The organism is Cupriavidus pauculus, assembly GCF_022179805.1.
Taxonomy (GTDB): Bacteria; Pseudomonadota; Gammaproteobacteria; order Burkholderiales; family Burkholderiaceae; genus Cupriavidus; species Cupriavidus pauculus_E.
In genome coordinates, this window is the sequence record NZ_BPUO01000009.1 from 34,819 (window position 1) to 58,590 (window position 23,772).

16 protein-coding genes are annotated in these 23,772 nt (G+C 62.8%); 5 read left to right on the top strand and 11 right to left on the bottom strand.

Features of this window, described 5'->3' with window-relative positions; translation table 11 throughout:
• Positions 1–24 precede the first annotated feature (24 nt).
• Together MFF62_RS19530 and MFF62_RS19535 are read left to right on the top strand one after the other, a co-directional pair.
• Positions 25–5,787: an RHS repeat-associated core domain-containing protein gene (locus MFF62_RS19530; RefSeq protein ID WP_238264788.1), complete on the top strand. Its 5,763-nt coding sequence runs from the start codon at positions 25–27 to the stop codon at positions 5,785–5,787.
• Entirely contained in the window at positions 5,784–6,260 is a 477-nt protein-coding gene (locus MFF62_RS19535; RefSeq protein ID WP_238264789.1) for a hypothetical protein, read from the top strand. Before MFF62_RS19530 ends, MFF62_RS19535 begins: the two co-directional genes overlap by 4 nt.
• A gap of 900 nt (positions 6,261–7,160) precedes the next feature.
• Here the strand turns inward: MFF62_RS19535 and MFF62_RS19540 are convergent.
• From MFF62_RS19540 to MFF62_RS19555, 4 genes are all read right to left on the bottom strand, one after another.
• A complete protein-coding gene (locus MFF62_RS19540) occupies positions 7,161–7,538 on the bottom strand; it encodes a hypothetical protein (RefSeq protein ID WP_238264790.1) in 378 nt (125 codons plus the stop codon).
• A gap of 1,457 nt (positions 7,539–8,995) precedes the next feature.
• Positions 8,996–9,301 (bottom strand): hypothetical protein, encoded by a 306-nt coding sequence (locus tag MFF62_RS19545; RefSeq protein WP_238264791.1) that lies wholly within the window; start codon positions 9,299–9,301, stop codon positions 8,996–8,998.
• Between the two features lie 1,076 nt (positions 9,302–10,377).
• Positions 10,378–10,602 (bottom strand): hypothetical protein, encoded by a 225-nt coding sequence (locus MFF62_RS19550; RefSeq protein WP_238264792.1) that lies wholly within the window; start codon positions 10,600–10,602, stop codon positions 10,378–10,380.
• Positions 10,583–11,152 (bottom strand): hypothetical protein, encoded by a 570-nt coding sequence (locus MFF62_RS19555; protein WP_238264793.1) that lies wholly within the window; start codon positions 11,150–11,152, stop codon positions 10,583–10,585. The genes MFF62_RS19550 and MFF62_RS19555 overlap by 20 nt, the downstream gene beginning before the upstream one ends.
• Between MFF62_RS19555 and MFF62_RS30920 the strand changes: the two genes are divergently transcribed.
• Entirely contained in the window at positions 11,151–11,510 is a 360-nt protein-coding gene (locus MFF62_RS30920) for a MerR family DNA-binding transcriptional regulator (RefSeq protein WP_404990789.1), read from the top strand. The genes MFF62_RS19555 and MFF62_RS30920 overlap by 2 nt on opposite strands.
• Positions 11,511–11,675: 165 nt before the next feature.
• On the opposite strand, the gene MFF62_RS19560 is transcribed toward MFF62_RS30920, so the two are convergent.
• From MFF62_RS19560 to MFF62_RS19590, 7 genes are all read right to left on the bottom strand, one after another.
• Positions 11,676–12,785, bottom strand: coding sequence for a CaiB/BaiF CoA transferase family protein (locus tag MFF62_RS19560; RefSeq protein ID WP_283205362.1), 1,110 nt, complete (start codon positions 12,783–12,785; stop codon positions 11,676–11,678).
• Positions 12,786–12,876: 91 nt separating this feature from the next.
• Positions 12,877–14,448 (bottom strand): acetyl-CoA acetyltransferase, encoded by a 1,572-nt coding sequence (locus MFF62_RS19565; RefSeq protein WP_238264795.1) that lies wholly within the window; start codon positions 14,446–14,448, stop codon positions 12,877–12,879.
• Entirely contained in the window at positions 14,435–16,594 is a 2,160-nt protein-coding gene (locus tag MFF62_RS19570; protein WP_238264796.1) for an acetate--CoA ligase family protein, read from the bottom strand. The genes MFF62_RS19565 and MFF62_RS19570 overlap by 14 nt, the downstream gene beginning before the upstream one ends.
• Positions 16,595–16,635: 41 nt before the next feature.
• Positions 16,636–17,061 (bottom strand): Zn-ribbon domain-containing OB-fold protein, encoded by a 426-nt coding sequence (locus MFF62_RS19575; RefSeq protein ID WP_238264797.1) that lies wholly within the window; start codon positions 17,059–17,061, stop codon positions 16,636–16,638.
• Between the two features lie 3 nt (positions 17,062–17,064).
• Entirely contained in the window at positions 17,065–18,234 is a 1,170-nt protein-coding gene (locus tag MFF62_RS19580; RefSeq protein ID WP_238264798.1) for a thiolase family protein, read from the bottom strand.
• Between the two features lie 45 nt (positions 18,235–18,279).
• The gene (locus tag MFF62_RS19585; RefSeq protein ID WP_238264799.1) at positions 18,280–19,287 is read right to left on the bottom strand and encodes a Bug family tripartite tricarboxylate transporter substrate binding protein; all 1,008 of its coding nucleotides are present in this window, start codon (positions 19,285–19,287) and stop codon (positions 18,280–18,282) included.
• Between the two features lie 116 nt (positions 19,288–19,403).
• Positions 19,404–20,474, bottom strand: coding sequence for a phosphotransferase family protein (locus tag MFF62_RS19590; protein WP_404990790.1), 1,071 nt, complete (start codon positions 20,472–20,474; stop codon positions 19,404–19,406).
• Positions 20,475–20,780: 306 nt separating this feature from the next.
• Between MFF62_RS19590 and MFF62_RS19595 the strand changes: the two genes are divergently transcribed.
• Together MFF62_RS19595 and MFF62_RS19600 are read left to right on the top strand one after the other, a co-directional pair.
• The gene (locus MFF62_RS19595) at positions 20,781–22,409 is read left to right on the top strand and encodes a long-chain-fatty-acid--CoA ligase (protein WP_238264800.1); all 1,629 of its coding nucleotides are present in this window, start codon (positions 20,781–20,783) and stop codon (positions 22,407–22,409) included.
• A gap of 111 nt (positions 22,410–22,520) precedes the next feature.
• Positions 22,521–23,726, top strand: coding sequence for an acetyl-CoA C-acetyltransferase (locus MFF62_RS19600; RefSeq protein ID WP_238264801.1), 1,206 nt, complete (start codon positions 22,521–22,523; stop codon positions 23,724–23,726).
• The last annotated feature ends 46 nt before the right edge of the window (positions 23,727–23,772 follow it).

Below are 23,772 nucleotides of genomic sequence, written 5' to 3' on the forward strand. Positions count from 1 at the left end.
AGCAGCCAGATACCGACGACGAAGATGACGAACACCATCCGGATGAAGGGAAGAGAAGAGATGTCGAACCCGAACGTTTCTGGTCGCAACACGGCGCAGCGCTGGCGCCGCACGCTGCGCCACATGGTGCCGGCTGTTCTGCTGGCGGCTGGCCTGTTTCATGCGAGGCTCTCCACCGCACAGACCGCAGGTCCGTCCGCGGCGTCCGCAAGCGAAGCGCTGCAGGGGTTGTTGGCAGCGCGGCCGGCGATCCTCGCCGGGCAGAGCGCCACGCAACTTCCCAACGGCCAATGGCTGGTACTGGGCGGTGCCACGGCCAACACGGCGGGAGTGCTCGCGCGGGTGATCGACGGCACCGGAAAGTCCACGGTATTGGCTGCCACGCTGCGCACAGCGCGGATGCACCACAGTGCCACGCTGCTGCCGGACGGCACCGTGCTGGTCTTCGGTGGCACCGATGGCAAGGGCAACACACTCGCCGATGCCGAACTCTTCTCGACCGGTAGCTTCGGTTCGCTGCCCAGTTCGGGCCTCTTGAGCCGCAGCGGCCACAGCGCCACGGTGCTGACCGATGGACGTGTCTTGTTTGTTGGCGGCACAGGCGGTTCGGGCGGAGCGTTGCGTACGGTTGAACTCTACGACCCTGCCACGCGACAGGTGGAACGCGTCAACGCCGCGCTGGACGATGCGCGCATGCGACATATCGCGACGCTCCTGCCCGACGCCAATGTGCTGCTCTGGGGCGGCGTCGATGGCACCGGCCAGACGTCGGTTGGGGGCAGTGTGTTCGATGCAGCTGCCCAGCGCTTCCGTCCGGTGGCGATCGATGCCGCGCGCTCGCTGGCGCAATCGCTCAACCCAGGCACGGTGCCCAAACTGGTGGGCAGCGAACCGACGGACCAGGCCAGGGATGTGCCGGTCGCACAACGGCTGATGGTTCGCTTCAGCCAGCGGATGGCCGTGGCGAGCCTGAATGCCAGCACTGTCACGCTGATCGGACCCAGCGGCGCCGTGGCGATCCAGCCCGTGCCGGTCGAAAGCGGTATGTTGCTTTTCGTCACGCCGAAGCAGGAACTGCTGCCGGGTACCGCGTACACGCTGTTCGTGCAAGGCGCGACGGACCAGTTCGGCCAGGTGCTGCCGCTGACTGCGGTGGGGTTCAAGACGGTGACATTGGGTACGCAGGCTGCAGCGCCATCCACAGCGCCGGGGATGGCGCGCGCTGTGGTCGCCACGACAGTTGGTGCAACACAGTCGGGCGCAACGTCTGCTGCAGTCACCACTACGGCTGCGGGCACCGTTGCCACGCCCAAGATCCCGGCCGTCGTCAGTGCCGCGTTCGCCGCTGCCAATCAAGCGGCTGCTGAAGCCGCCGAAGACAGCGATGTCTGGGTGCCGGGTCCGGGCAACTTTGGAGGCAAGTGGCGTCGTGGCAATCGCGAAGTCTCGCGGCAGTTCGAGCCTAAAAACAAGCACCTGCGCAACGTGCTGTATGGCTATCCGGAGTTGATGAAACTGACGCCAGCCGACGTGGCGCAGCGCAAGATCCCTGACGTGACGCCACCTCCGGACGGCGTGACCGGCGTGGCAGGACAGGTTCTACGCCTCAATGGCCGACCCCTGGTGGGCGCCACGTTGTCGATCGGCTCGCAGCGAGTGGTGACCGACGAGAACGGCGAGTTCCTGCTGGCCGGCGTGCCAGCGGGCCGCCAGATCCTGGTGATCGACGGCGACACCGCCAGCCAAGGCAATCGCCACTACGGACGTTACGAATATGGCGTAAAGATCGAGGAAGGCCGCACCACGCAGCTGCCGTTCGTGATCTGGATGTCCCGCCTGAACCCGCGCACCGTCAAGCTGGATTCGCCGACAGCGACCGAGACCGTGGTGAGGAATCCGCAGATTCCCGGAATGGAGTTGCGTATCCCCGCAGGGATGGTCATCCGCGACGCCCAGGGCAAGATCGTCACCGAAATCAGCATGACGGCAATTCCGGTGAATCAGCCGCCGTTCCCGCTGCCGCACATCGAAGTTCCGGTTTACTTCAGCATCCAGCCAGGCGGCTCCCGCCTGGAAGGCATCAACGCCAACGCCAAGGGTGCTCAACTCATCTATCCGAACTATCCCAACGCCGCGCCGGGGACGCGCATGACGTTCTGGGACTACGACGCCACCAACCGCGGCTGGTTCGAGTACGGCCACGGAACGGTCACCGCCGATGGCAAGCAGGTGGTGCCGGACCCGGACGTGCGCATCTACGAATTCACCGGCGCGATGATCACCACATTCACGCCGGAAACGCAGGCGCCCAACGCGGGGCCTCCTGTGAACTGCGGATGCGATGCGAAGACGGCCGATCCCGTGGACACCTCCACCGGCTTGTTCCTCAATCCCGAAACCGATCTGGTGATCCCCGATGTAGTGCCCATCACCATCGGCAGATCATATCGGCAGGCGGATTTGCTCTCGCGTGCATTCGGGATCGGCACGAACCTGTCCTATGACATCTTCCTCGTGGGCGGCTACGACTCCGCGCGAGACCAGATCAAGCCGTACACCTACCTGATCTTGCCCGATGGCGGGCGTGTCTACTTCACCCGCGTCTCGGGTGGTACGGGCTACACCAACGCCGTGTTCCAGAGCATTGCGGCACCGGGCAGCATCTACTACGGTGCCATCGTCAAATGGGACAACGTCAGCTATCCGGGTGCCAGTTGGAGCATGGTGCTCAAGAACGGCAGCACCTACTACTTCCCCGGCGTGGGCGATGGCGGAGGCAACGCGCGCACGGCGGCGGTGCTCGGCATCAAGGACCGGCTCGGCAACGTCACGCAACTGGTGCGTACCAATGGCAACCTCACACAGATCATCTCGCCCAACGGACGCAACGTCTACCTGACCTACGACACGTCCAATCGCGTCACGCAGATCAAGGACGACCTGCAACGCATCACGAGCTATGCTTACGACACGCAAGGCCGTCTGATCAAGGTGACTGATCCGCTTGGCAAGACGCGGCAGTACACGTGGGCTACGCAGACCGTGCCGGCAGCGCACTCCATCGGCGGTATTACTACGAGCCACAACCTCCTGACGGTACAGGACAAGAACGGCAACATCGTCGTCACCAACACCTATGACGCCAATGGCCGTGTCGCGACGCAGACGTATCCGGACGGCAGAACGTTCTCGTTCGCCTACACGCTGCTTTCAGCCAGCCAGACGATCCCGGCGGGGTCGTTCGATTCTGTGGTACAGACCGATGCCACCAACGAGCGAGGCACCGTCACGCGCTATGTCTTTAACGAAAAGCAGGCTATCACCAGTATGACGGCGGGGTATGGCACCTCCGTTGCCCAGACCCTGACATACACGTGGAATCCCACGACCAACCTGCTGGACAGTCTGAAGGACGCACTGGGCAGGACCACTACCTATCAGTACGACAGCCTCGGCAACACGACGCAGGTGACCGTTGCCGCAGGATCCAGTAGCGCAGCGACTACCAAGACAGTGTGGGACCTGAACTACAGCCGGCCGGCGTCGATCACGGATCCCAACAACAACACGATCACCTTCAGCTACGACAAGCAAGGAAACCTGATCAGGAGCACTGACGCGCTCAATCACAGCGTGACGTTGACGTATGACGAACAGGGCAGACGAATCAGCATTGCTGATCCGCTCAACGCGACGACGACCTTTGGCTACAACGGCGCAGACTTGCAGACGGCAATAGATCCGCTGGGTAACGTGATGAGCCAGTACACCGATGCAGTCGGACGCCCGATCAGTAGTGTCGATCCTTTGGGTCGCCGCCGCTACCTGGCTTATGACGCTCTGAATCGAGTTACCAGTCTGACCGACCCTAAAGGGGGCGTGGCTCAGGTCAGCTATGACAGTAACGGCAATGTGCTCACTCAGGTCGATCAGAGCAACAACATCACCAGTTTTTCCTACGATTCACGAGATCGCCTTACACGTACGACCGATGCACTGTCGCACGTGACCACGCTGGCCTACGAGCCGGGTGGGCGGGTCAGCCAATCTGTCGACAACAAGGGACAGGCTACCAATCTGACCTACGACCCACTGGGTCGGCCGACGCTCATCGGCTTTGGCGCAACCGCCAGCCGCGGCACGCCAGCCAGCACTATTGGATTGACATGGGACGCGGCGAACCGATTAACGCAGTTTGTGGACTCCGCAGGCGGCACCATTGCACGAGACTATGACGTGCTTGACCGCCTGATCAGCGAATCCACCCCGCAGGGCAGCGTGAGCTACACCTACGATGTGGGTGGACGACGCAAGACCATGACCGTGGCTGGCCAGCCGACATTGAGTTACACGTGGGATGCGGCGAACCGTCTGGTACAGATCCAGCAGGCGGCGGGCAGTACGAATGGCAGCGCGATCCAGACCATCGCCTTTAGCTACGATGCGGCCGACCGGCGGACCCAGACGACCTATGCCAACGGAATTGTTGCGAGCTATGCCTATGACTTGGCGAGCCAGCTGGCAAGCATTACCTACAAGAAGGCCGATGGTTCGTTGATTGGAGATCTGACCTACGCGTACGACGCCAACGGTCAGCGCACCATCATGGGCGGTAGCTTGTCCCGGGTCGATCCAGGCACGCCTGTCAGCAACACGCAATTCAACGCCAACAATCAGTTGGTCAAATGGAATTCGCAGACGCTGACTTACGATGCAAATGGAAACCTGATCAGCGACGGTACCAACACGTATACCTGGGACGAACGCAACCAGCTGCGGGGCATCAGCGGCGCCCTTACGGCGAGCTTCCAGTACGACGCGGTGGGCCGCCGCACGGCCAAGACAATCGGTAGTAAATCCACCGGGTACCTGTACGACGGTGTGAACTTCGTGCAGGAGAAAGATGGTGGTGGAGCTGCCGCAAATCTGATCAATGGGCCGCGAATCGATGAGGTCTATATGCGTCAGAGCAGTGCAGGCAACCACAGCATGCTTCCGGACGCGATGGGAAGCATCCTGATGTCCGCAGACTCCACGCAGGCTATCGTCACCAACTACACCTATGACGCTTACGGTGTGACTACGCAGACGGGGACGAATGACAACAGCCAGCAATACACCGGGAGGGAGAACGATCAAACAGGGCTGTACTTCTATCGGGCGCGGTACTACAGCCCGCAGTTGGGGAGATTTATCTCAGCCGACTCTATCGGATGGGGCAGCGGGCAGACGAACAACTACGCGTACGTGGGAGGTAATCCACTAAGCTATGCAGATCCGGATGGTCATATTCCCCTTCCAGTTGTCACTGGCATAATTGGGGCGGGTGTGGGCGCCATAGGAAATATTCTGGGTCAATTGGCGGTCAGCAAGTGCAAGCCATTCAACTTCACAGACCTTGCAGTTGCGATTGGTGGTGGGTTTGTCGCAGGAGCCGTTGGCCCGTACATACCGGGTGGCGCAATGGGAGCGGCGGCATGGGGCGGTGTGTCCAATGTCGGACAGTATGCAGTCGGTTCTTACGTCAAGGGGGAGAGCATCACACTCTCGGGTATCGCCGTCAATGCAGCAACAGGCGTGGCAGGGGGTGCCGTGGGTGGTGCCGTTGCTCGTGGCTCACCTTGGCCTTCTGGCGGCACTGCTGCTTCAAGGGATATGATTGACTCAAGCAACAATGCTATGGATGTCAGACTCAATACGGGTTTGAGCGGTCTGCTACGTAATCTCGGTGGCGGAGTGGTAGGTAACGCCCCGGTTGGCGATATTTGTGAATGCATGGCGCAATGAACACGACTTCTGGTAACGATAAGTCCTCTCCCGTGTATGTGCGTGCTTGGCTCAGGTTGTTCATGTACGGTCTATGCCTGTTTGCGATCGCGCTGATGATCTGGATCGTGCTTGGGCAAGCGAGAGTGCCAAATGGCAACGTGCTACTCGCGGCAATCACTAGCGGCATGATCATCCTTTGCTTTGTGTGGCTGCTCGGACGACTCTATTCGCTCTGCTCCATTGTGCTGGGTGAGGATGGGGTGCGTCAGTCATTCGTCCTGCACAATGGAAAGTTTCGTGAGCATGTGCATCTCGACTGGGATCAAATACAACGCGCGTCGTTCCATAAGAGTTCGTACTTTTTTTATGGCGAGAATGGTGTAAGGCTCGAACTAAACACAACGTTGTTTAACGATGCCGCGGCAACGATTCAAGCCGTGCGGAGGCATCTTCCCAAGCGGCTGCTTTCGCAGATCGACTCAGGCCTCTAGAGGCCGCCGTCGTAGTGCTTCGGAATTTTGATGACGAAGATCGCTTCCGCAAGACCGTGCAGGCTGAAGCGCATCGACAGGGTACAAATCCGTGGATCCGAAATTAGGGAGCCGGCTTACCGGAAGGCTTTGGACAGCGGTCTACCATTGTTCGGCGGTTGATAGGACAGGAAATCACCACGTTTGACCACGAAAGGCATGTCACCAGGCGTGCCGTTCGTGGTTTTTGGAAGGAACATGTTCCTTCCTGCAGGCTGGCTGTCCCCTATCGCGCGTAGGCAAGTCGCAGCGTGGCGCCAGCGCACCGGCATCGTCGACGAGGCGGTTGATGGTTTGGGCCGGGGACTTCTCCCCCAAAGCCTCACCTGACGCCGACCACGCACAGGCCACGCGACGGGCTGCCTTCTCGCCGGGATGCGGGGGCGGCGCCGGCAGATCGATTGCCGTGGCTCGCTGCGCGCGAGTCAGCGCAGGGAATGGATCGATGCCAGAGAAATGCGCTAGCTCGGCAATGCTGATCGTGCTGTACGCCATGGTCTCAGTGCGGGCTCTGACTGCAGACCTCAAGGATTGCATGCACAATGACAAGCCTCGGCAGCCGAGGCAGCGGTTTTCATCCCCTCGCGGCTGGGAGATGCTATCCGACCAAGAATGCACTGAGAGGATGGCACCGAGAGTTCGAGCAGCATCGAGATCTGCCCGTCGGCCACTCTTTCTTTGCTACTCAGGGCTCGACTCCGTCGCTGCCGATGGACGCTGTCCGACCCTTCTGCGACGGACAAAATTTCCACTCAGCCGTCAGAAAACAGTAGGTTACCGGCCGCTTGGCACCAAAGTCATAAATACTCGCCACGCCGCAACAAGTACCGCCCCCACCGGCGTGTAATCCGCCGTGCCTGTTCATTGGCCTGTTCCTTCGAACGCGAAAGGTTCATTTGGCGACAAGGACCAAGCCACCAACTTCCTGCCCATTTCGTTAAGTGACGCGGCCTCTGTTGGAACCGTAAACTTTGCCGACGCCGAAGTGATGGAATTGCCCCGCGATTCCGCTTTGAATTCAACTGCACAATGGCCTACGCCATCGTAGACAAATGCGCGAACGAGCAGGTGTTCGGCGTAGCTTGGGTCAGCAGAACCCAGCTCGAGAATAACTTCATGAGCGACGGAGTTCGGGAAGTCTACTAGCGCTTGACCGAACTGCGAGATTGTCTCTGGATAGCACCAGGCTTCGCCCCACCATTTGTGTCCATTGCCCTCCAATGAGACGCGCACCTCCATGAGGGTATCGTCGTCCGTCCTTAGTAGCGCGATGTGTAGTTGCATCCGAAGCGGCCTAACTCGTTGGTGTACGGCAGAATTGTCGGCCCATCTTGCCGACTTCGCTACATATCCTATCAAGAATATCGAGTGCCTATTGCCAACTCAGCCGAGTAAAGCCCAGCGCCTGCCTATTCCGCGGGCCGCGTCGCACGCGCGCGCGGGTGGCTGCTGCGCTAATGTCGTCGAGTGAGCGCTCTCGGGCGACCTCTACTCTCAACTCATCTTGTCTCGCACATGGTGCCAAGGGGCAATCGCCGATTCGGTGGCCCCGCCATCTCTGGCTACAATCTGACATATTGCAGCCAAACTGATTGTTCAGTTGGTGGCAACAGAAGCGAGCATGTGGATGTCGCTATCAAGCGATGCAGGCTTTTGTATCATGAGGAGAAAGCGTGGTGAACAAGTTCGAGCTTTGGGAGTTCTTTAACGAAGAAGGAAATTCCTATTCCGTTGAGTTGTGCGAAGCGGGAAAATCTGTGAACCTGGATCCTCCGGAATGGAAAAAGCCCCGCTCGTTAAAAGTATTCGAGGCCAGAGATGCGGATGAGGCTACGAAAATGCGCAATGACTACATGCAGCGTGGACGATCCTATAGGGACAATGACAATTCCTTGAGTGCAAGGAGTAGAGAGTCAGCGTCGCTTGATAACGACACAACGGACGTTCGCCGACCAAAGTGCAATGGCCGAGGCTGGCCGGTCTCTGCCGTCCGCCCACGCCAGGACCGCGGCTGTCTCTGATCGACGGACTCGGGCGATGGGCGCCGGGTCTGACCGTTGCCGAGTTTTCTGGGCACTGGATCTGATGCCAACTCTGCCACTTCAGGCCAGCACCACCGCCCTACAGATCCCCATCAACGCTGCACCGCAAAAAACACGCCTGGCGAGCATGTAACCTAGATTCGGTTCGTGCAATTTTCGGCCGCACCCCCGCCGGGTGTATTTGCATCGTTACCAATTGAGCGAAGTCGAAAAGACCCAACTGAATAAGCGATAGGATTGGGCCACTGCATGACGTCATGCAACACAACTGAAGCGTAGCGTGCGTCGCAATCATTGGTTGCAGCGATAGACGATACGAGTTACGATTTTTGCCAACAACTAACCCGCGATATCGGTGTGGCTTGACCACCTGGTGCGCGGGGAAAAAGCCGGCGCAAGCCGGTTTTTTCGTTTCTGGAAACGGGAATCACACAAGGCTGTGTGTGGAAAGAGGCGAGCAGCGCGGGTGTTGCTGCTCGCCTATAAAAAGCGCTGTAGCGGGGTGTGCTCAGCGAGAGTCCTTACTAACGTCGTGCAACTGCGCGACTTGATGCCGGCGGGGCCGTCCGTAGTGCAGACTTTGTGTGAGTTTGATGGGCGTCAAGTTGTTGACCGCCTCGCTCCACCTTTTTGGGGCGAATCTCGGAGTCGGTATCAGGAATCCAGGCAACTAGCCATGCGGATTGCGTTGTCTTCCAGTTGCGATTTCCGTGTCTGATAATCCGCCGGCCTGCGTTGGGCACCACAGTCGGCAACGTCGCGATTGAAGTCGCCGTCGTCTCTGACTTCAGTCGACGGTGGGGGTGCCAAGCGAATGTAGACGGCGCGCGAAGCAATCGCCGCCAGGACAATCAGCGTGATGGCGAAAAGCATTTGGGCGAAGAGCTTGGTCCAGTTCCGCACGGCCTTCAGTTCTGAGAGATGCTGCGACAAAGGATACTCAAACTGCGATGCGGGCATGTTGCGCCGACGACACATGCTCTCGGCCGCTCAGGCTAGCATCAGAGCGAATCGTCGCTGCTAACCGGCTCTGCGCGGTACACCGACCAGAAGTAGTGGGAGTGCCGGTGGTGTCTGGCCTGCTTTCTCTTAGCGAAGAAGCGCACACGGCCAGCTGGGCCGGCATCTAGCTCGATTTCCAAATGCTCATCTGTCGCCGCGCCGGCAGGGGGAAGTCGATTCGTCGCTTCAGCAACGTACTGAGCCTGGATGCGCCCGAGTATCCCGTTTGCTCCAGTGGCCGCTGGTTGTCCCGATACTCCTTCGGGCAGATGGCACTTCGCGGCCAGGCGGCTGTTTCCCATGATGCGATTCCTCACCCCGCAATAGATGCTATTGAAGGCTCGATGTTTAAGCGCGACCAGGACCGACGCGAATGCCGAGCCTGTCTCGCTGTATGAGCGGCAGATGTCCATATGAGCGCAGTCGAGCCACGGATTGGCGGGCCGCTGCAACGGCTTCCAAGTCGGCCAAAACCCCGATCTCTATGCCGAACGCGCCGCACCTTGGACAGGTGTACTTGTAACCCCGCAATAGGGAGGACCGAATCCGCTCAGCGGCTGTGCCGCACAGCGGGCAATTTGCTGGTTCAGGAAGCATGGTCTCGGAGAACGCCTGATACTGTATGGATATACAGTATAGCCGAGTCCGGCCGGAAAAAAAGCCCACGGCGGAATACGCGTGGGCTGATACTGAAAGTCGCGGGTCACAATTACGATGTGAACTATGTCTTGCGTTCTATGAGTGCCGTATTAGCGGCTTAAGAGTGAAGGGTCATACAGTGCCCACGGCCAAATTTCAGTCATCCGTGCATTGGACTTCTCAAAGTCTTCGATCCCCACACGGCTCGCTCGGCCACCTAACCCCGAGCGAGTTCGTCAAAATGAGGTCAGCACAACCCGAAAAGGCGGCCAACGTCTAGTTCAGAATCGTCCGGTTTTCGGGGGAACGTCATGAAAAACACCCCAAAGGTTGAACGGGTGTCCAACTTTTGGGGTGCAGTTCACGAGGGAGGCTTGTCAGTTGGCGGTGCAGTACTATTCAGTGACTGAGTACAGGTCGGATAGTGCAACGCGCAGCTTGCCGGTATAGGCGCTGCGCGCGGGCGTGCGCGCTTTCACGCTGTCGGACTTTTCAACTCGCGACAGCAGCACTTGGACTCCGCGCTTCTGCATGGTCACGACTTCTGCACGCAGCCGCTTGCTCGGCTTGCGCGCGGTCGTCAGACCGACGACTGTCGACTTACCTGCGTTCAAAGCCATAGAAACCTCCTGTGTCTGCACTCGGGCGCGTTACGCATTCGAACCGGGAACCATATGCGCCGGCCTCGAATCGCCTTCCAAGTCTATTGGAAAGTAGATCGAGTTGGCTCGACTGCGTCATATAGAAATACTGGGGGATCTGCGGGAAGAAGCGTGCGTGGATCGATAGTGCCCTAGCAAGCACCTCGCAAAACTGCCAGATCAGCCGCGGATGGGGCAGTGGCCAAGCCTCCGGATCGAACATCGTCTCGGCATCGGCATCGGCATCGGCACGCATGAATTTGACCAGACGAGCATTCGGAGCAGGCTGGAATCCGTTCGCCCATTCGTCGGCTGTCTCCTCCACCCACTCTGGGTCACCCAGCGCATAGACAAGAACATCGGCAAAGAACACGACGAAGCGCAGGCCTGCGAACGAGATCCCAATCACCTCGATACCTTCGTCCAACGCCAGTGGCTCAGTAATGTCGATCACATCGGGCTGGAGACCTGCCGGCGGCTGGCCCGCAAACAGATCCTCAAGGACGTTCGGGGTAATGTAGTGATACATGGTTAATCGGCCCACCGGCGCAGCGGCAGAATTGTTGGGTGTGTCGGTCAAGACGATGCAAAGGTGGGAGCGCGAGCGGCGGCTTATCCCGGCCGCCCGTTCTGACAGCAATCGCCGTGTCTATACCGAATCGCAGCTTGAGGAGTTCCGAGGGCTTCGTGGCACACGGCATAGTGACCCAACACGCCTCGTAGCATATTGTCGAGTATCAAGCGCCGCCCAGAGACCGGACTTGGACTTGTGGCGCATACGTGTTTGGGCCTCCTCATATGGATCGAGGGCGTCTATGCACTTTCCTGCATTTTTTTTGGATGTTCGTACTGTTGGAGCTAACAACTCTCTGTCGAAGAGAAGCTAGAGCGCCGCCACTCGCGGCCGGGCCTTTGGTTGACATGATCGGTGCCAGCTATCCGTGCCCGCCAACGTGGCTGGTCCACGTCCTCCGGACGCCATAGAGGTGTGGCACGACTGCGGCAATACCATGCTGGTCTCACAATGACGCCGAAGGCAGAAATAGTGATTCTCAACACCAGTCCTTCATCGCAGATTCGCCATGTTCACCAGGAACAGGTGGAGGGTGACGGATTGCACCAGGAGTAACAGAGAATCGGGGTGCGGGCATTGCTTGCAGGACGCCGTCGACGATGCCGTACGTCTCCCGCGCCTGCAGGTGGGCATCCCGCGCAGCCTCCTCGTAGCTCAGGACAGGGGCCACGCACGCATCGCTTTCCGCAAAGATTGCCGTCCATTCGTCTCGCGTGCGTGCGCGTATCGCCGATGCCAGTCGGGAACGGAGTGTGGGCCAATGCTTTGGGTCAGCACGCATCGCAAGCGTCTCCGTCGCATCCAGACAAGTCCCTCGTAGCAGTTCGGCATAAAACTGCGGCTCCAGCGCACCTACGGAGAGCCATTGGCCATCGGCGGTAGCGTAGACGTCGTACCATGGACGGCCGCCATCGAGCAGGTTGGTGCCGGGCGCGCCATCCCACATGCCAGCCGCCACCATGCCTTGCATCATCGTCAGCAGCGATGCCGAGCCATCGATCATGGCGGCGTCGACGACCTGTCCCTGTCCAGATGCGCGTGCATGGAGCAATGCGGCTAGCACGCCAAAGGCCAGGTACAGGGCACCGCCGCCAAAGTCGCCAACAAGGTTCAGCGGCGGACGCGGCGCCGCGCCGTCGTGCCCGAATGCATGCAGCGCACCTGAAAGCGCAATGTAGTTGATGTCGTGCCCGGCGCGCTGCGCCATCGGGCCGGACTGCCCCCAGCCGGTCATGCGCCCGTAAACGAGCGCGGGATGCCGCGCCAGCAGCACGTCAGGGCCCAAGCCAAGTCGTTCCATGACGCCGGGACGAAAGCCCTCGAGCAGGATGTCGGCGCGTGCGCACAGGGCCTGGCAGCGTGCCAGGTCGTGCACGTCCTTCAAGTTCAGCACGACCGAACGTTTGCCACGATGGTTGAGGTTCTTGCGCGGCGGCACGGTCTGCGCCGAATGCACAGGGCGATCGATCAGCAGCACATCGGCGCCCAGATCGGCCAGCAGCATGCCCGCAAATGGAGCAGGGCCCAACCCGGCGAACTCGATGACCTTTACGCCTTGTAGCGGTCCGCCCGCTTGCTTGTGGCTCATGACTTGTCCTTTGCGCCCGATGCTGCAGGCGTGTTGCGTATTGCGACAGCAGTAGCGCTGTCGCAATGATGTCCGATGGCGCTTGGCATGCTCATGCGAATTGCCAGTCGAGCAGGCCGTCGTCCTGCATGGCGAGCACGCCACGCGCTCCGACAGGATGTTGCGTGGTGTCCAACAACCGGCCGATGGCGGCGCCATCGCCGCGCGGCACCCGTGCGACGGTGCGTTCGCCCGTTGCGGTACGTGCGACGACCACGCCGTTGTCAGGCGTTCCATCACGGCCATACAGCACGGTGTACGTCTCCACGATGCCGGTACCGGTGACGTGTTCGGCCAGCGGCGGCGGCGCTGCTTGGCGCGCATCGGCGCTCGCTTGCACCGAGTAGTCATCCGCCAGCGCGGCGGCGTGATCCTTCGTCGACGGCTCGGATGCCAGCACGATGGCGTGGTGCTTGGTCAGGTACTCCCCCTGCCCATAGACGAGGCCGGTGGCCCCAGACTCTCCGCGCAGCGCACGCACCATTGCCGCTACCGCGTGGGTCATGTAGTTGTTCAGCGGCGCGCCAAAGAAGCTTAGGCCGCCCGTGACAGTCGGCGTGAGTCCGGCATCGCCGAGTACGCGGAGGGCGAGCTTGGGCACGACGGGGAAGCAACTGTACAGCTCCGCGAACGTGAAGCGGCCGGCGTCCGCGAAGGTCATTGCGGTGCGCAGCACGGCTTCCTGTGCGTGCGATCGATCTAGTTCGGCGCGACGCAGGTAGTCGCGCGGCTCGCTGGCCGCCGCGCCTCCGCGTATGTGGATCATCCGTGCGGGATCGATGCCGGCGGCACGCGCGCGTGCCAATGACATCATCAGTACCGCCGCGCCCTGATTGACCATCGGATTGGCGATCATGCGCTTGGTGTAGGGCCACGCGACCAGGCGATTCTCGGGCGATGGCGTGCCGATCTCCTCCGCACTCCAGGCGCGCGGAATCCACGCATGCGGATTGCAAGCCGCCACCGTCGCGTAGCGCGACCAGAGCGCCGCGCTTTGCGCATTGCCCTCGGCGGGACGCTGGCCAGCACGCGCCTGCATCAGGTTTTCGAACAGCGGATAGACGGTGGCGGGCGTGGCAACGCCATGGCGAACTGCCAGAGCATGCAGGAAATCCTTGCCACGTGGCAGGCGCGTATTGTCGTCGCGCGGCGGCCACGGCAGTGTGACATCGGCCTTGCGCGCCATACCTACCGTATATTCGGCTTCCGCGCCTACCACAAGGGCGACCTCGCTGGCGCCACGCGCGATGCGCTGCGCGGCTTCGTGCACGAACCGCACCGGGGTTTCGCCGCCGATGGGCCCGTACACGGCGCGCGCCGGATGCATGTTCAGCGCCCTGGTCAGCAATTCGGGCGTATTGGCGTAGGGCCACGAGACCTCGCAGACGATGTCGAGCGAATCGACGGCGCCTAGCAGCGCGGCGGCTTCCGTGCGCGGCTGCCACGAGGCATCGCCAAATGCATCGGCAGCCGCAGCGCGGGATGCGTGGGCCATCAGCGTCAAGGGGTCCAGTCCCAACTCGGCGCGCGTCGGACGGTCGCACCATTCACCGACGCCAACGATCACCGGTACGCGTGACGCGTCGATGTCGTCCATCCTCTCGGTGCTCTCAATGGGACGCATCGCGGGCCTCCGTACGGTTGCCAGGTTCGCCAGCGTCCTGCCACTCGGCAAGCGCATCGAGCGCTTCCACGCCGTCGGGCCGCGCGAGCAGAGGATTGATCTCCAGCGTGCGCAACGCCGGGCCGAACGCGAGCGCAGCATCGGAGATGGCGACGACCGCGCGTGCGATGGCGTCACGATCCAGCGCGGCCTGACCACGGAAACCATCTAGTAGACGCGTGCCGCGCAGTTCGTCGAGCATGTCCCGCACATCGGCTTCGCGCACGGGCAGTCGGCGCAGGCTGGTGTCCTTGAGCACTTCCACCCAGATGCCGCCTAGCCCCAGGGCCAGCACCGGGCCCCATTGCGGGTCCACGTGGATTCCGACGAACAGTTCCGTGCCGCCGGTACGCATCGGGGCCACCAGCACGCCGTCGATGCGCGCGTCCGGTGCAGCGCTTCGCACGCTGGTCATGATGCGTCGGAATGCGGCGCGCACCGCGTCATCGCCTTGCACGCTAAGCACGACACCACCGGCTTCGGTCTTGTGCGCGATATCGGGCGAGGCGATCTTGAGCGCCACGGCGCAGCCGAGTGCGGCAGCGACGTCGGCAGCCTGCGCTTCGTCGGTGGCTAGGTGCTGCGGAACTACGGGCACGCCGGCGTCGCCAAGTGTGGTAAGCAGCACACGCTCACCGGTGACGGGCGTCAGCCGCACATTGGTTGATGTCGTTGCGGCGCCGGCCGCCGCAGCGCGATCCTGCACGGCCCGGCGTTGGCGCGCCGACCATTGCACCGTGCGTGCGATGGCGGACAGTCCGTGATGCACGCCGCAAGGCAGATAGTTGATGCCGAGCGCGTCCACCGTTGCGCGCGAGTGGTCCGTCATCGATTGCAGCGTGTGGCTGAACACCAGCGCCGGCACCGGAGAGCCGCCCACGGCGCGCTGGATGCTCTCGAGCGCGGGCCGGCTGTAGGCGCGTTCCTCCTGCTCGGAGATCGGCACGTCGAATGCCGTCACCTGCAGGCCAATGCCGGGATCGCAGCACATGGCGGCCACGGTGGCGCCCAGCAATTCGGGCTTCAGAATCATCGCGCCGGTGACGTCGAGCGGATTGTGGATGGTGCCGAAGTCGGGCAGGATCTCGCGTAGACGCTCGGCCGTCTCGGGCGCGAGCGGAGGCAGCGTAAGGCCTTCGGCCTCGGATCTGTCGCCCATGATTTCGCAGATGCCGCCAGAGATCGACGCTAACCCAATGCCGGGCTTGGCCAGCACGCCCACGCGCGCCATCACTTCGGTGGTGACCACCATGTCCTCGATCGAATTCACGCGCACCACGCCTAGGCTGCGGCACACCGCGTCGAACACGCGATCGTCGCCAACGAGCGATCCCGTATGCGCCTGCGCGGACTTCGCGGTGATTTCGCTCGCGCCGATCTTCAGGACGACGACCGGCTTGCCTGCTTCCAGCGCGCGTCTGGCAGCGGCGGCAAAGCGCTCCGTATCACGCACGGTTTCCAGGAACAGCGCCACCGCGCGTGTGGCGGGGTCGTCCACGAGGAAGTCGATCAGTCGGCCACTGTCGAGATCGGCCTCGTTGCCGGTGGTGATCATGTAGCTCAGGCCCACATGCTGGCGATGGGCGAACTGCGCCGCGAGGTTGGCCACCGCGCCGCTTTGTGAGATGACCGCGATCGATCCAGCCAGCGCGGGCAGCGGCGGCTTGATCGTGAAGACCGGCGTGCGGTCCACGTAGTTCAGATAGCCCACGCAGTTCGGCCCCAGCAGCGTGATGCCGTGGCTGCGTGCCCGCGCCAGCATGCTGGCCTGTTTGCCGGCGCCTGCCGCGCCAGTCTCCGCGAATCCGGAGGCCAGCATCACGGCGTTGCGAATGCCGGCTTCGCGCAGGTCGTCGAGCGTAGCTTCGGCGGCGTCCGCGGGCACCATCAGCAACGCCAGGTCCACGGGCTCGCCCAGTGCGGTGACCGTGGTGGCAGCCCGCTGGCCATAGGTATCCGTGCCACTGCGGTTGACCATGTGCAGGTGCCCGCTGTAGCCGAATGCACGCAGATTGGCATAGGCGGTGTTGGACCACGTCGACCGCTCCGATGCGCCAACCAGCGCGATCGAGCGGGGGCGCAGAAACGATTGCAATGCTGTGCTCATGCTGTCTCCATTGATATTGATTGAGCGGGATGCCCGCGTTATCAGTCTCTGACCGGTGGGGTGGGGCGTGAGGCCGTCTCGCCGGCAAGGCGGCACGCCGGCATCGGCGCGCCAGTGGGGCCCACCTGCACACTGATCCGGACCGTCATGCCTATGAGCAGCGCCGCGTCGGCCTGCGCGAGCAAGGCCACCATGCGGCCACCTTCGTCCAGGTCGACGGTCACCAGCGTGTAGGGCACAGCGTCCGAGAAGCCGGGCAGGATGCTGTGATGCACGACGGTCCAGCTATGGATGCGTGCGCCGCCGTCCAACGATACCCAGTCGGCCTGCATTGCATGGCAGTGCGGGCACATCGGGCGAGGATAGTGGCGCAATTGGCCGCAACCGCTGCAGCGCTGCGCCAGAAGTTGGCCTGCGCGCAGGGCTTCGTGCCATGGCGCGTTGTCGATCGTTGTGATGGCTTGCATCGTTCATCCCCTGCGCAGGATGGCCAGCGCACCGTCGCCCATGTCGCCGTAGCCGGTGACGAGGCCGACTTCCGCGTCCGGTGCCTGGTTGGCGGCCTCGCCGCGCAACTGGCGCGCGAGTTCCACGATATGGTTCATGCCCACCATGTGCGCCTGCGAAAGCAGGCCGCCGTGCGTGTTGACTGGCAGGGCGCCGCCGAGGCCGATGCGCCCGTCGCGCACGAACGCGCCGCCTTCGCCTTTATTGCAAAAGCCAAGGTCTTCGAGCTGGCACAGCAGGATATAGGTGAAGCAGTCATAGATCTGCGCCACGTCAATATCGTCGCGCGTGACGCCGGCCTGCGCGAAAACGCGATCGGCGATGCGGGCGATGCCGAGCCGTGTGATGTCGTCGCGCTGAGTGATGGCCGACGGCGACGGCGGATGGCCTTCGGCAGCCGCCATGACAACCACGGGGCGTTGTCGCATATCGCGTGTGCAGGGCAGTGCGCTGACGACGACGGCGGCGGCACCGAAGCTCTCCAGACTGCAATCGAGCAGGCGCAGCGGATCGGCAATCATGCGCGATGCTAGGTGGTCGGCCACGGTCATGGGCTTTTGCATCAGCGCATTGGGATGTCCCAACGCGTGGCGACGCATCGTGACGGCGATCTCGGCAAGGTCTTCGACCCGGGTGCCGTACATCTCCATGTGGCGACGCGCCATCGGCGCATAGAGCTGCACCGGGGCGAACGCGCCGGTCGGCATCTCGAACTCGGCGACCATGCGGAACTGCGGCATCTGGCGCACGCGCTCGCTGATATTGCCGCCGCGCCCGTCGCGACCAGCCACAAGCAGCACATGACGACAGATGCCGGCTTCGATGACCGCGCACGCCATCTGGATCGACGCCACGGAACTGGCACCGCCCATCGGCACGGTCCCGGAAAAACGCAGGTCGGCGATGCCGAAGTTCTCGATGAAATCCTCGGCCAGCGCGGACCCATTGGCCATGGGAATCACACCGTCGATCTCGGACGGTTGCAGGCCGGCATCGCGAACCGCGGCCAATGCGGCTTCAAGCTGCAGGGCGAGCGCGCTGGCGTCGGAAACGCCGCGCCCGTAGCGTGTTTCGCCGATGCCGCTGATTGCGGCAACCTCAGGACGTTGTTGGGAGCGCAGCGGGCGATTCATGCGGCGGCCCCGAAGATTGTGCAATAAAAGGGATGCATGGCGCGCTCAATCCAGATGTACGCCGCCTTCCTTGATGATGCCGGACCACGTCGCGGTGTCATCGCGGATGATGCGTGCGAAGGTCGTGCCGTCCGTGCCGATCGGCTCCAGGCCCAGTTGCGCGATCTGCTTCTGCATCTCCGGCGTGTTGACCGCCTGTTCGACAGAACGGGAGATCTTCGCGGCAATCTCGGGCGGAATCTTGGCCGGACCAAACAGCCCATACCACCCGACCACGGACATCCCCTGGTAGCCCAGTTCGGCGAAGGTGGGGACGTTCGGCAGCGCGGCGGACCGTTTGGCGCTGACCACCGCATAGGCGTTGAGCTTGCCGGCCTTCACGAAAGGCAGCGCCGTGCTGAGGTCGACGAAGGACACGCCGACGTGCCCGCCGATCATGTCGTTGATCAGCGGCGCGGCGCCCTTGTACGGCACGTGCGTAACCGTGAGGTTGTTGCGGCGATTGAATATCTCAGCATAGATGTGCGACGTGGTGCCCGCGCCGTAGGAGCCGTAGCTGTACTTGCCGGGGCTTGCGCCGGCCAGCCGCACATAGTCCTTCAGGGACTTGACGTCGGAAGCGGGGGGCGCGACGAACACCGACAGCGCGTTGGCCACCTTGGACAGCGGCGTGAAGTCCTTGCCGATGTCATAGGGCAGGCTGTTGTAGAGCGCCGGCGCCTGCACCACCTGCGTGATCGTGAGCAGCAGCGTGTAGCCATCGGGATGCGCGCGGGCGACGTACTCGTTGCCGATCATGCCCGACGCGCCCGGCCGGTTTTCCACGATCACGGTCTGTTTCCACTCCTTCGCCAACTGGTTGGCCAGCAGCCTTGCAAGCGTATCGCCCATGCCGCCGGGAGGAAACGGCATGACGATCTTGACCACCTTGTCGGGGTAGGTGGCGGCCGTGGTGGTATCGGCGGCGAGGGCGGTGGAGCCCAGGCACACCGAGGCGGCAAGGGTCATGCCGGCGCAAGCGCGGATCGCGCCGCGATAACGGAATTCATGCATCGTTGTCTCCTGGTGTTTATCGTTGTCGTTGTGGGGTACGTACGCCCGAATCCGGCAATCCGGCAGCGGGCGCCTCGGCGTGCGTGCCAGGGGTGTGCGTGCCAGGGGTGTGCGTGCTAGGGTGCGCCGTCGCGCCGTGCGCAGCGCCAGCCCAGTTCGGCCAGCGGCCTGACCTTCGCGCCCATCGCGGCCGCTTCGGCGCCGGCCGCATTGCCCAGCGCGGCGCGTGCGGCCACGCCGTGCAGGATCGCGGCCATGCGGAACAGGTTGTAGGCGAGATAGAAATCCCAATGCCGGATGCGATCGATGCCGCGCGCGCGGCAGTAGTCCTCGACGAAGGCGTGCTCCTGCGGAATGCCCAGCGCGGTCAGGTCCACGCCGGCCACGCCGCGCCATAGCTCCGGTGGCACGCGCCAGGACATGCAGTAGTAGGACAGGTCGGCCAGCGGATGGCCGAGCGTGGACAGTTCCCAGTCCAGCACCGCTACCACGCGAGGTTCCGTGGGATGCAGGATCAGGTTGTCCATGCGCATGTCGCCGTGTACGAGGCAGGTGTCGTCCCCATCGGGCACATGTGCCGGCAGCCAGTCAATCAGCGCTTGCATGGCATCAATGCGGGCGCCCCCCGCGCTGCGGTACTGGCGTGTCCAGCGATCGATCTGCCGGGCGAAGTAATTGCCCTGGCGACCGAAGGTCGACAGACCGGCCGCCGCGTAATCGACGTCATGCAGCGCAACCAGCACGCGATTGATATCGGCATAGATGGCCTGGCGCTCCGCCACGCTCAGTCCCGGCAGTGTTGGGTCGACGAAATTGCGGCCCTTGACGTATTCCATCAGGTAGAACGGCGTGCCTACGACATCCGCGTCCTCGCACCACGCCACCATGCGTGGCACAGGCACGCCGCTGTTGGCCAGCGCCTGCATCACGCGGTACTCGCGATCGATGGCATGTGCGGACGGCAACAGCGGGCCGGGTGGTTGCTTGCGCAGGACCAGCGTGGTGCCGTTGGCTTCGAGCAGATAGGTGGGATTGGATTGCCCGCCAGACAGCGTGCGCAAGTGCGCCGGTTCGCCGTGATGGCCCAGTCCGGCGTGATGCAGCCACGCACCGAGCCGATCGACGTCGATGGCGACTGGGTGCGGGGTGGGGTGGGAAACAGCGGTCACGGGCGAGTCAGTGGTCATCACAAGGGTGGGTCAGAAGGCGGTCGTGGCACGGCGATGGGGCATACGGCATGACGTCGTCAGGGAAAACACGGAGTCTGCCGTCGTGCGGCAATCGCATCAGATGTCCCGGCCATTATGGAAAGATGACGGGGCAGGCGCCTCATCCGATCGGACGATTTAAGGGCGCGGTGCGCCGCTTGCACATCGGGCGGCGTGTGCCGCGAAAGAATCGTCCGATCGGACGAGGCGGACTCTGTCACAGGCCGTCCATAATCGATCCGCAGGGCAGCCTTACGACAAAAACGACATGACGGAGACAACACGATGACCGCCGCACCGCTTGACTATTCGATGGATATCCCGTTGCTGCTGCCCGGGATGCTGCAGGCCGCGGCCCGTCATCATCGGCAGTCCGGCATCACGTCGGTCATCGACGGCGTCGTGCACCGCCATAGCTACGCGGAATGCGATCGCCGTGCGCGATGCGTGGCACAGGCCTGCCTGGCACTGGGCGTGCGCGAGGGAGATCGCGTCGGCACGCTGGCATGGAACGACCATCGGCACCTCGAGCTGTATTTCGGCATCGGCGGCATGGGGGCCGTGTGCCATACGATCAATCCGCGCCTGTTTCCGGAACAGATCGTCCATATCATCAACGATGCGCAGGACCGCTTCATCGTGTTCTCGCCGGATTTCCTGCCGCTGGTGACGACCATTGCGCCGCAATGCCCTAGCGTGGAGCGCTGGATCGTGCTGGGCGATGCCGACCCGGACCTGCGCCTGGGCAATGACGCGGTGGTCGGGTACGAGAACTGGCTGGCCGCGCAGGATGGCCACTACGCGTGGCCGGACCTGAACGAACGCCTGCCCGCATTCCTGTGCTACACGTCGGGCACCACGGGCAATCCCAAGGGCGTGGTGTATTCGCACCGCGCGACGGTGCTGCATGCCTATGCCTGCGCGCTGCCGGATTCGCACAACATTTCGGCGCGCGACGTGGTGCTGCCAGTCGTGCCAATGTTCCACGCCAATGCGTGGGAGGCGCCGTTCTCGGCCACGCTGACCGGCGCGCGCCTGGTGTTGCCTGGGCCGAGGCTCGATGGCGAATCGCTCTACAAGCTGATCGAGAGCGAAGGCGTCACGTTCTCGATCGGCGTCCCCACCGTCTGGTTCACCCTGTTGCGGTACATGCAGGCCAACGGCCTGCGCTTCACGACGCTGCGCCGGCTGCTGCTGGGCGGCGCTGCTACGCCGCCATCGATGATCGAGGCCTATGCGGAACTGGGCGTGGAGCTTTACCAAGGCTGGGGCATGACCGAGACCGCCGCGCTGACCACGTGCGCGCAGCCGCTGCAGCATCAGGCCAACCTGTCGCCCGCCGAGCGCCGCGCCGCGATCTTCAGTTCGGCCGGACGCATCGTGGCCGGCGCCGACATGCGCATCGTGGATGGCAATGGGCAGGAACTGCCGTGGGGCGACAGCGCCGGGTATCTGCAGGTGCGCGCGCCATGGGCCATCAGCCGGTACTACGGCGCGAAGAGCAGCGCGCTGCAAGATGGATGGCTGCCCACAGGCGATATCGCGGAGATCGATCCGGACGGCTATATGCGGCTCACGGACCGCAGCAAGGACGTCATCAAGTCCGGCGGTGAATGGATTTCCTCGGTCGAGATCGAGAACATCGCGGCCGGCGTGCCGGGCGTGCAACTGGCGGCGTGCATCGCCGCCGCGCATCCGAAATGGGGCGAGCGGCCGCTGCTGGTGGTGCAGCGCGCGGCGGGCGTCACGCTGACGGAACAGCAAATCCTGTCGACCTACGACGGCAAGGTGGCCACGTGGTGGAAGCCCGACGCGGTGGTGTTCACAGATAGCATCCCGCTGACGGCTACGGGCAAGCTGTTCAAGCTGGCCCTGCGTGAGCGTTACGGCAATCACCTAATGGACCGCCTCTAAGCCTGCCAGGCCTGCGCACCTGACGGGCCCCGCCGGCCCTGCCAGCCTCCCAGTTGCCGCGTCGAACGCACGCGGCTGCACGATCACGCACTTCGCAAGGAACCCGCTGCAATGCATGACGCTTTCATCTACGACGCCGTTCGCACGCCACGCGGCAAGGGCCGCAACACAGGGGCGCTACACGAGGTCACGCCGGTCTCGCTGGCCGCGCAGATACTGACCGCGCTGCGCCAGCGCAACGGTTTCGATTCTCGAGAGATCGAGGATGTTGGCCTGGGTGTGGTGATGCCGCTTGGCGAGCAGGGTGCAGACCTCGCGCGCACGGCATTGCTGGTAGCCGGCTATGACCAGGCGGTGCCCGGCTATCAACTCAACCGGTTCTGCGTGTCCGGACTCGATACCGTCAATCAGATCGTGGCTGGCGTGATGGCGGGGCAGATCGAGGCCGGTATCGGCGGTGGCGTGGAATCGATGACGCGCGTGCCAATTGGCTCCGACGGCGGCGCCATCTATACCGATCCGGCGGTGACGCGTCAGTTTGCATACATGCCCAACGGCGTGGCGGCGGACCTGATTGCCACGCGTGAAGGGTTCTCGCGCGAAGCACTGGACAACTACGCGATGCAGAGCCAGCAGCGCGCGGCGCGCGCGCGGGATACCGGCTCGTTTGCCCGCTCGCTGGTGCCAGTGCAAGACGTGCTCGGCAATGTCGTGCTGGCGCAGGACGAAGCGATTCGCGCCGCCACCACGATGGAAGACTTGGCGCACCTCGCGCCGGCATTTGCCGCCGCGGGCGCACAGGGCTTTGACGCCATCGGCTTGCGTCGCTACCCGGAGCTGGAAGCCATCGAGCATCTGCACACCAGTGGTAGTTCCAGCGCCATCGTCGATGGCGCGGCAGCCGTGCTCGTCGGTAATCAGGCGTTCGGCGAACGACACGGACTGAAGCCTCGTGCGCGGGTCCGGTATTTCGCATCCATTGCCAGCGAGCCGATGATGAACCTTGGCGGGCCGCTACCGGTGACCCACAAGCTGTTGTCCCGCAGCGGTTTGTCGATTCGCGACATCGACTTGTTCGAAGTGAACGAGGCCTTCGCTGTGGTGCCGTTGCTTTACCAGCGCGCGTTCGCCATAGATCCCGATCGCATCAACGTCAACGGCGGCGCGATTGCACTGGGCCATCCGCTGGGCGCCACGGGCGCGATGCTGTTGGGCACGCTGATCGATGAACTGGAGCGGCGCGACGCCGAACGCGGGCTGGTCACGCTGTGTGCAGCGGCCGGGCAGGCCACCGCCACGATCGTCGAGCGGATCTGATGCCAATACTCGCCACATCGTCGCCGACATCCCAACTTACCGAATC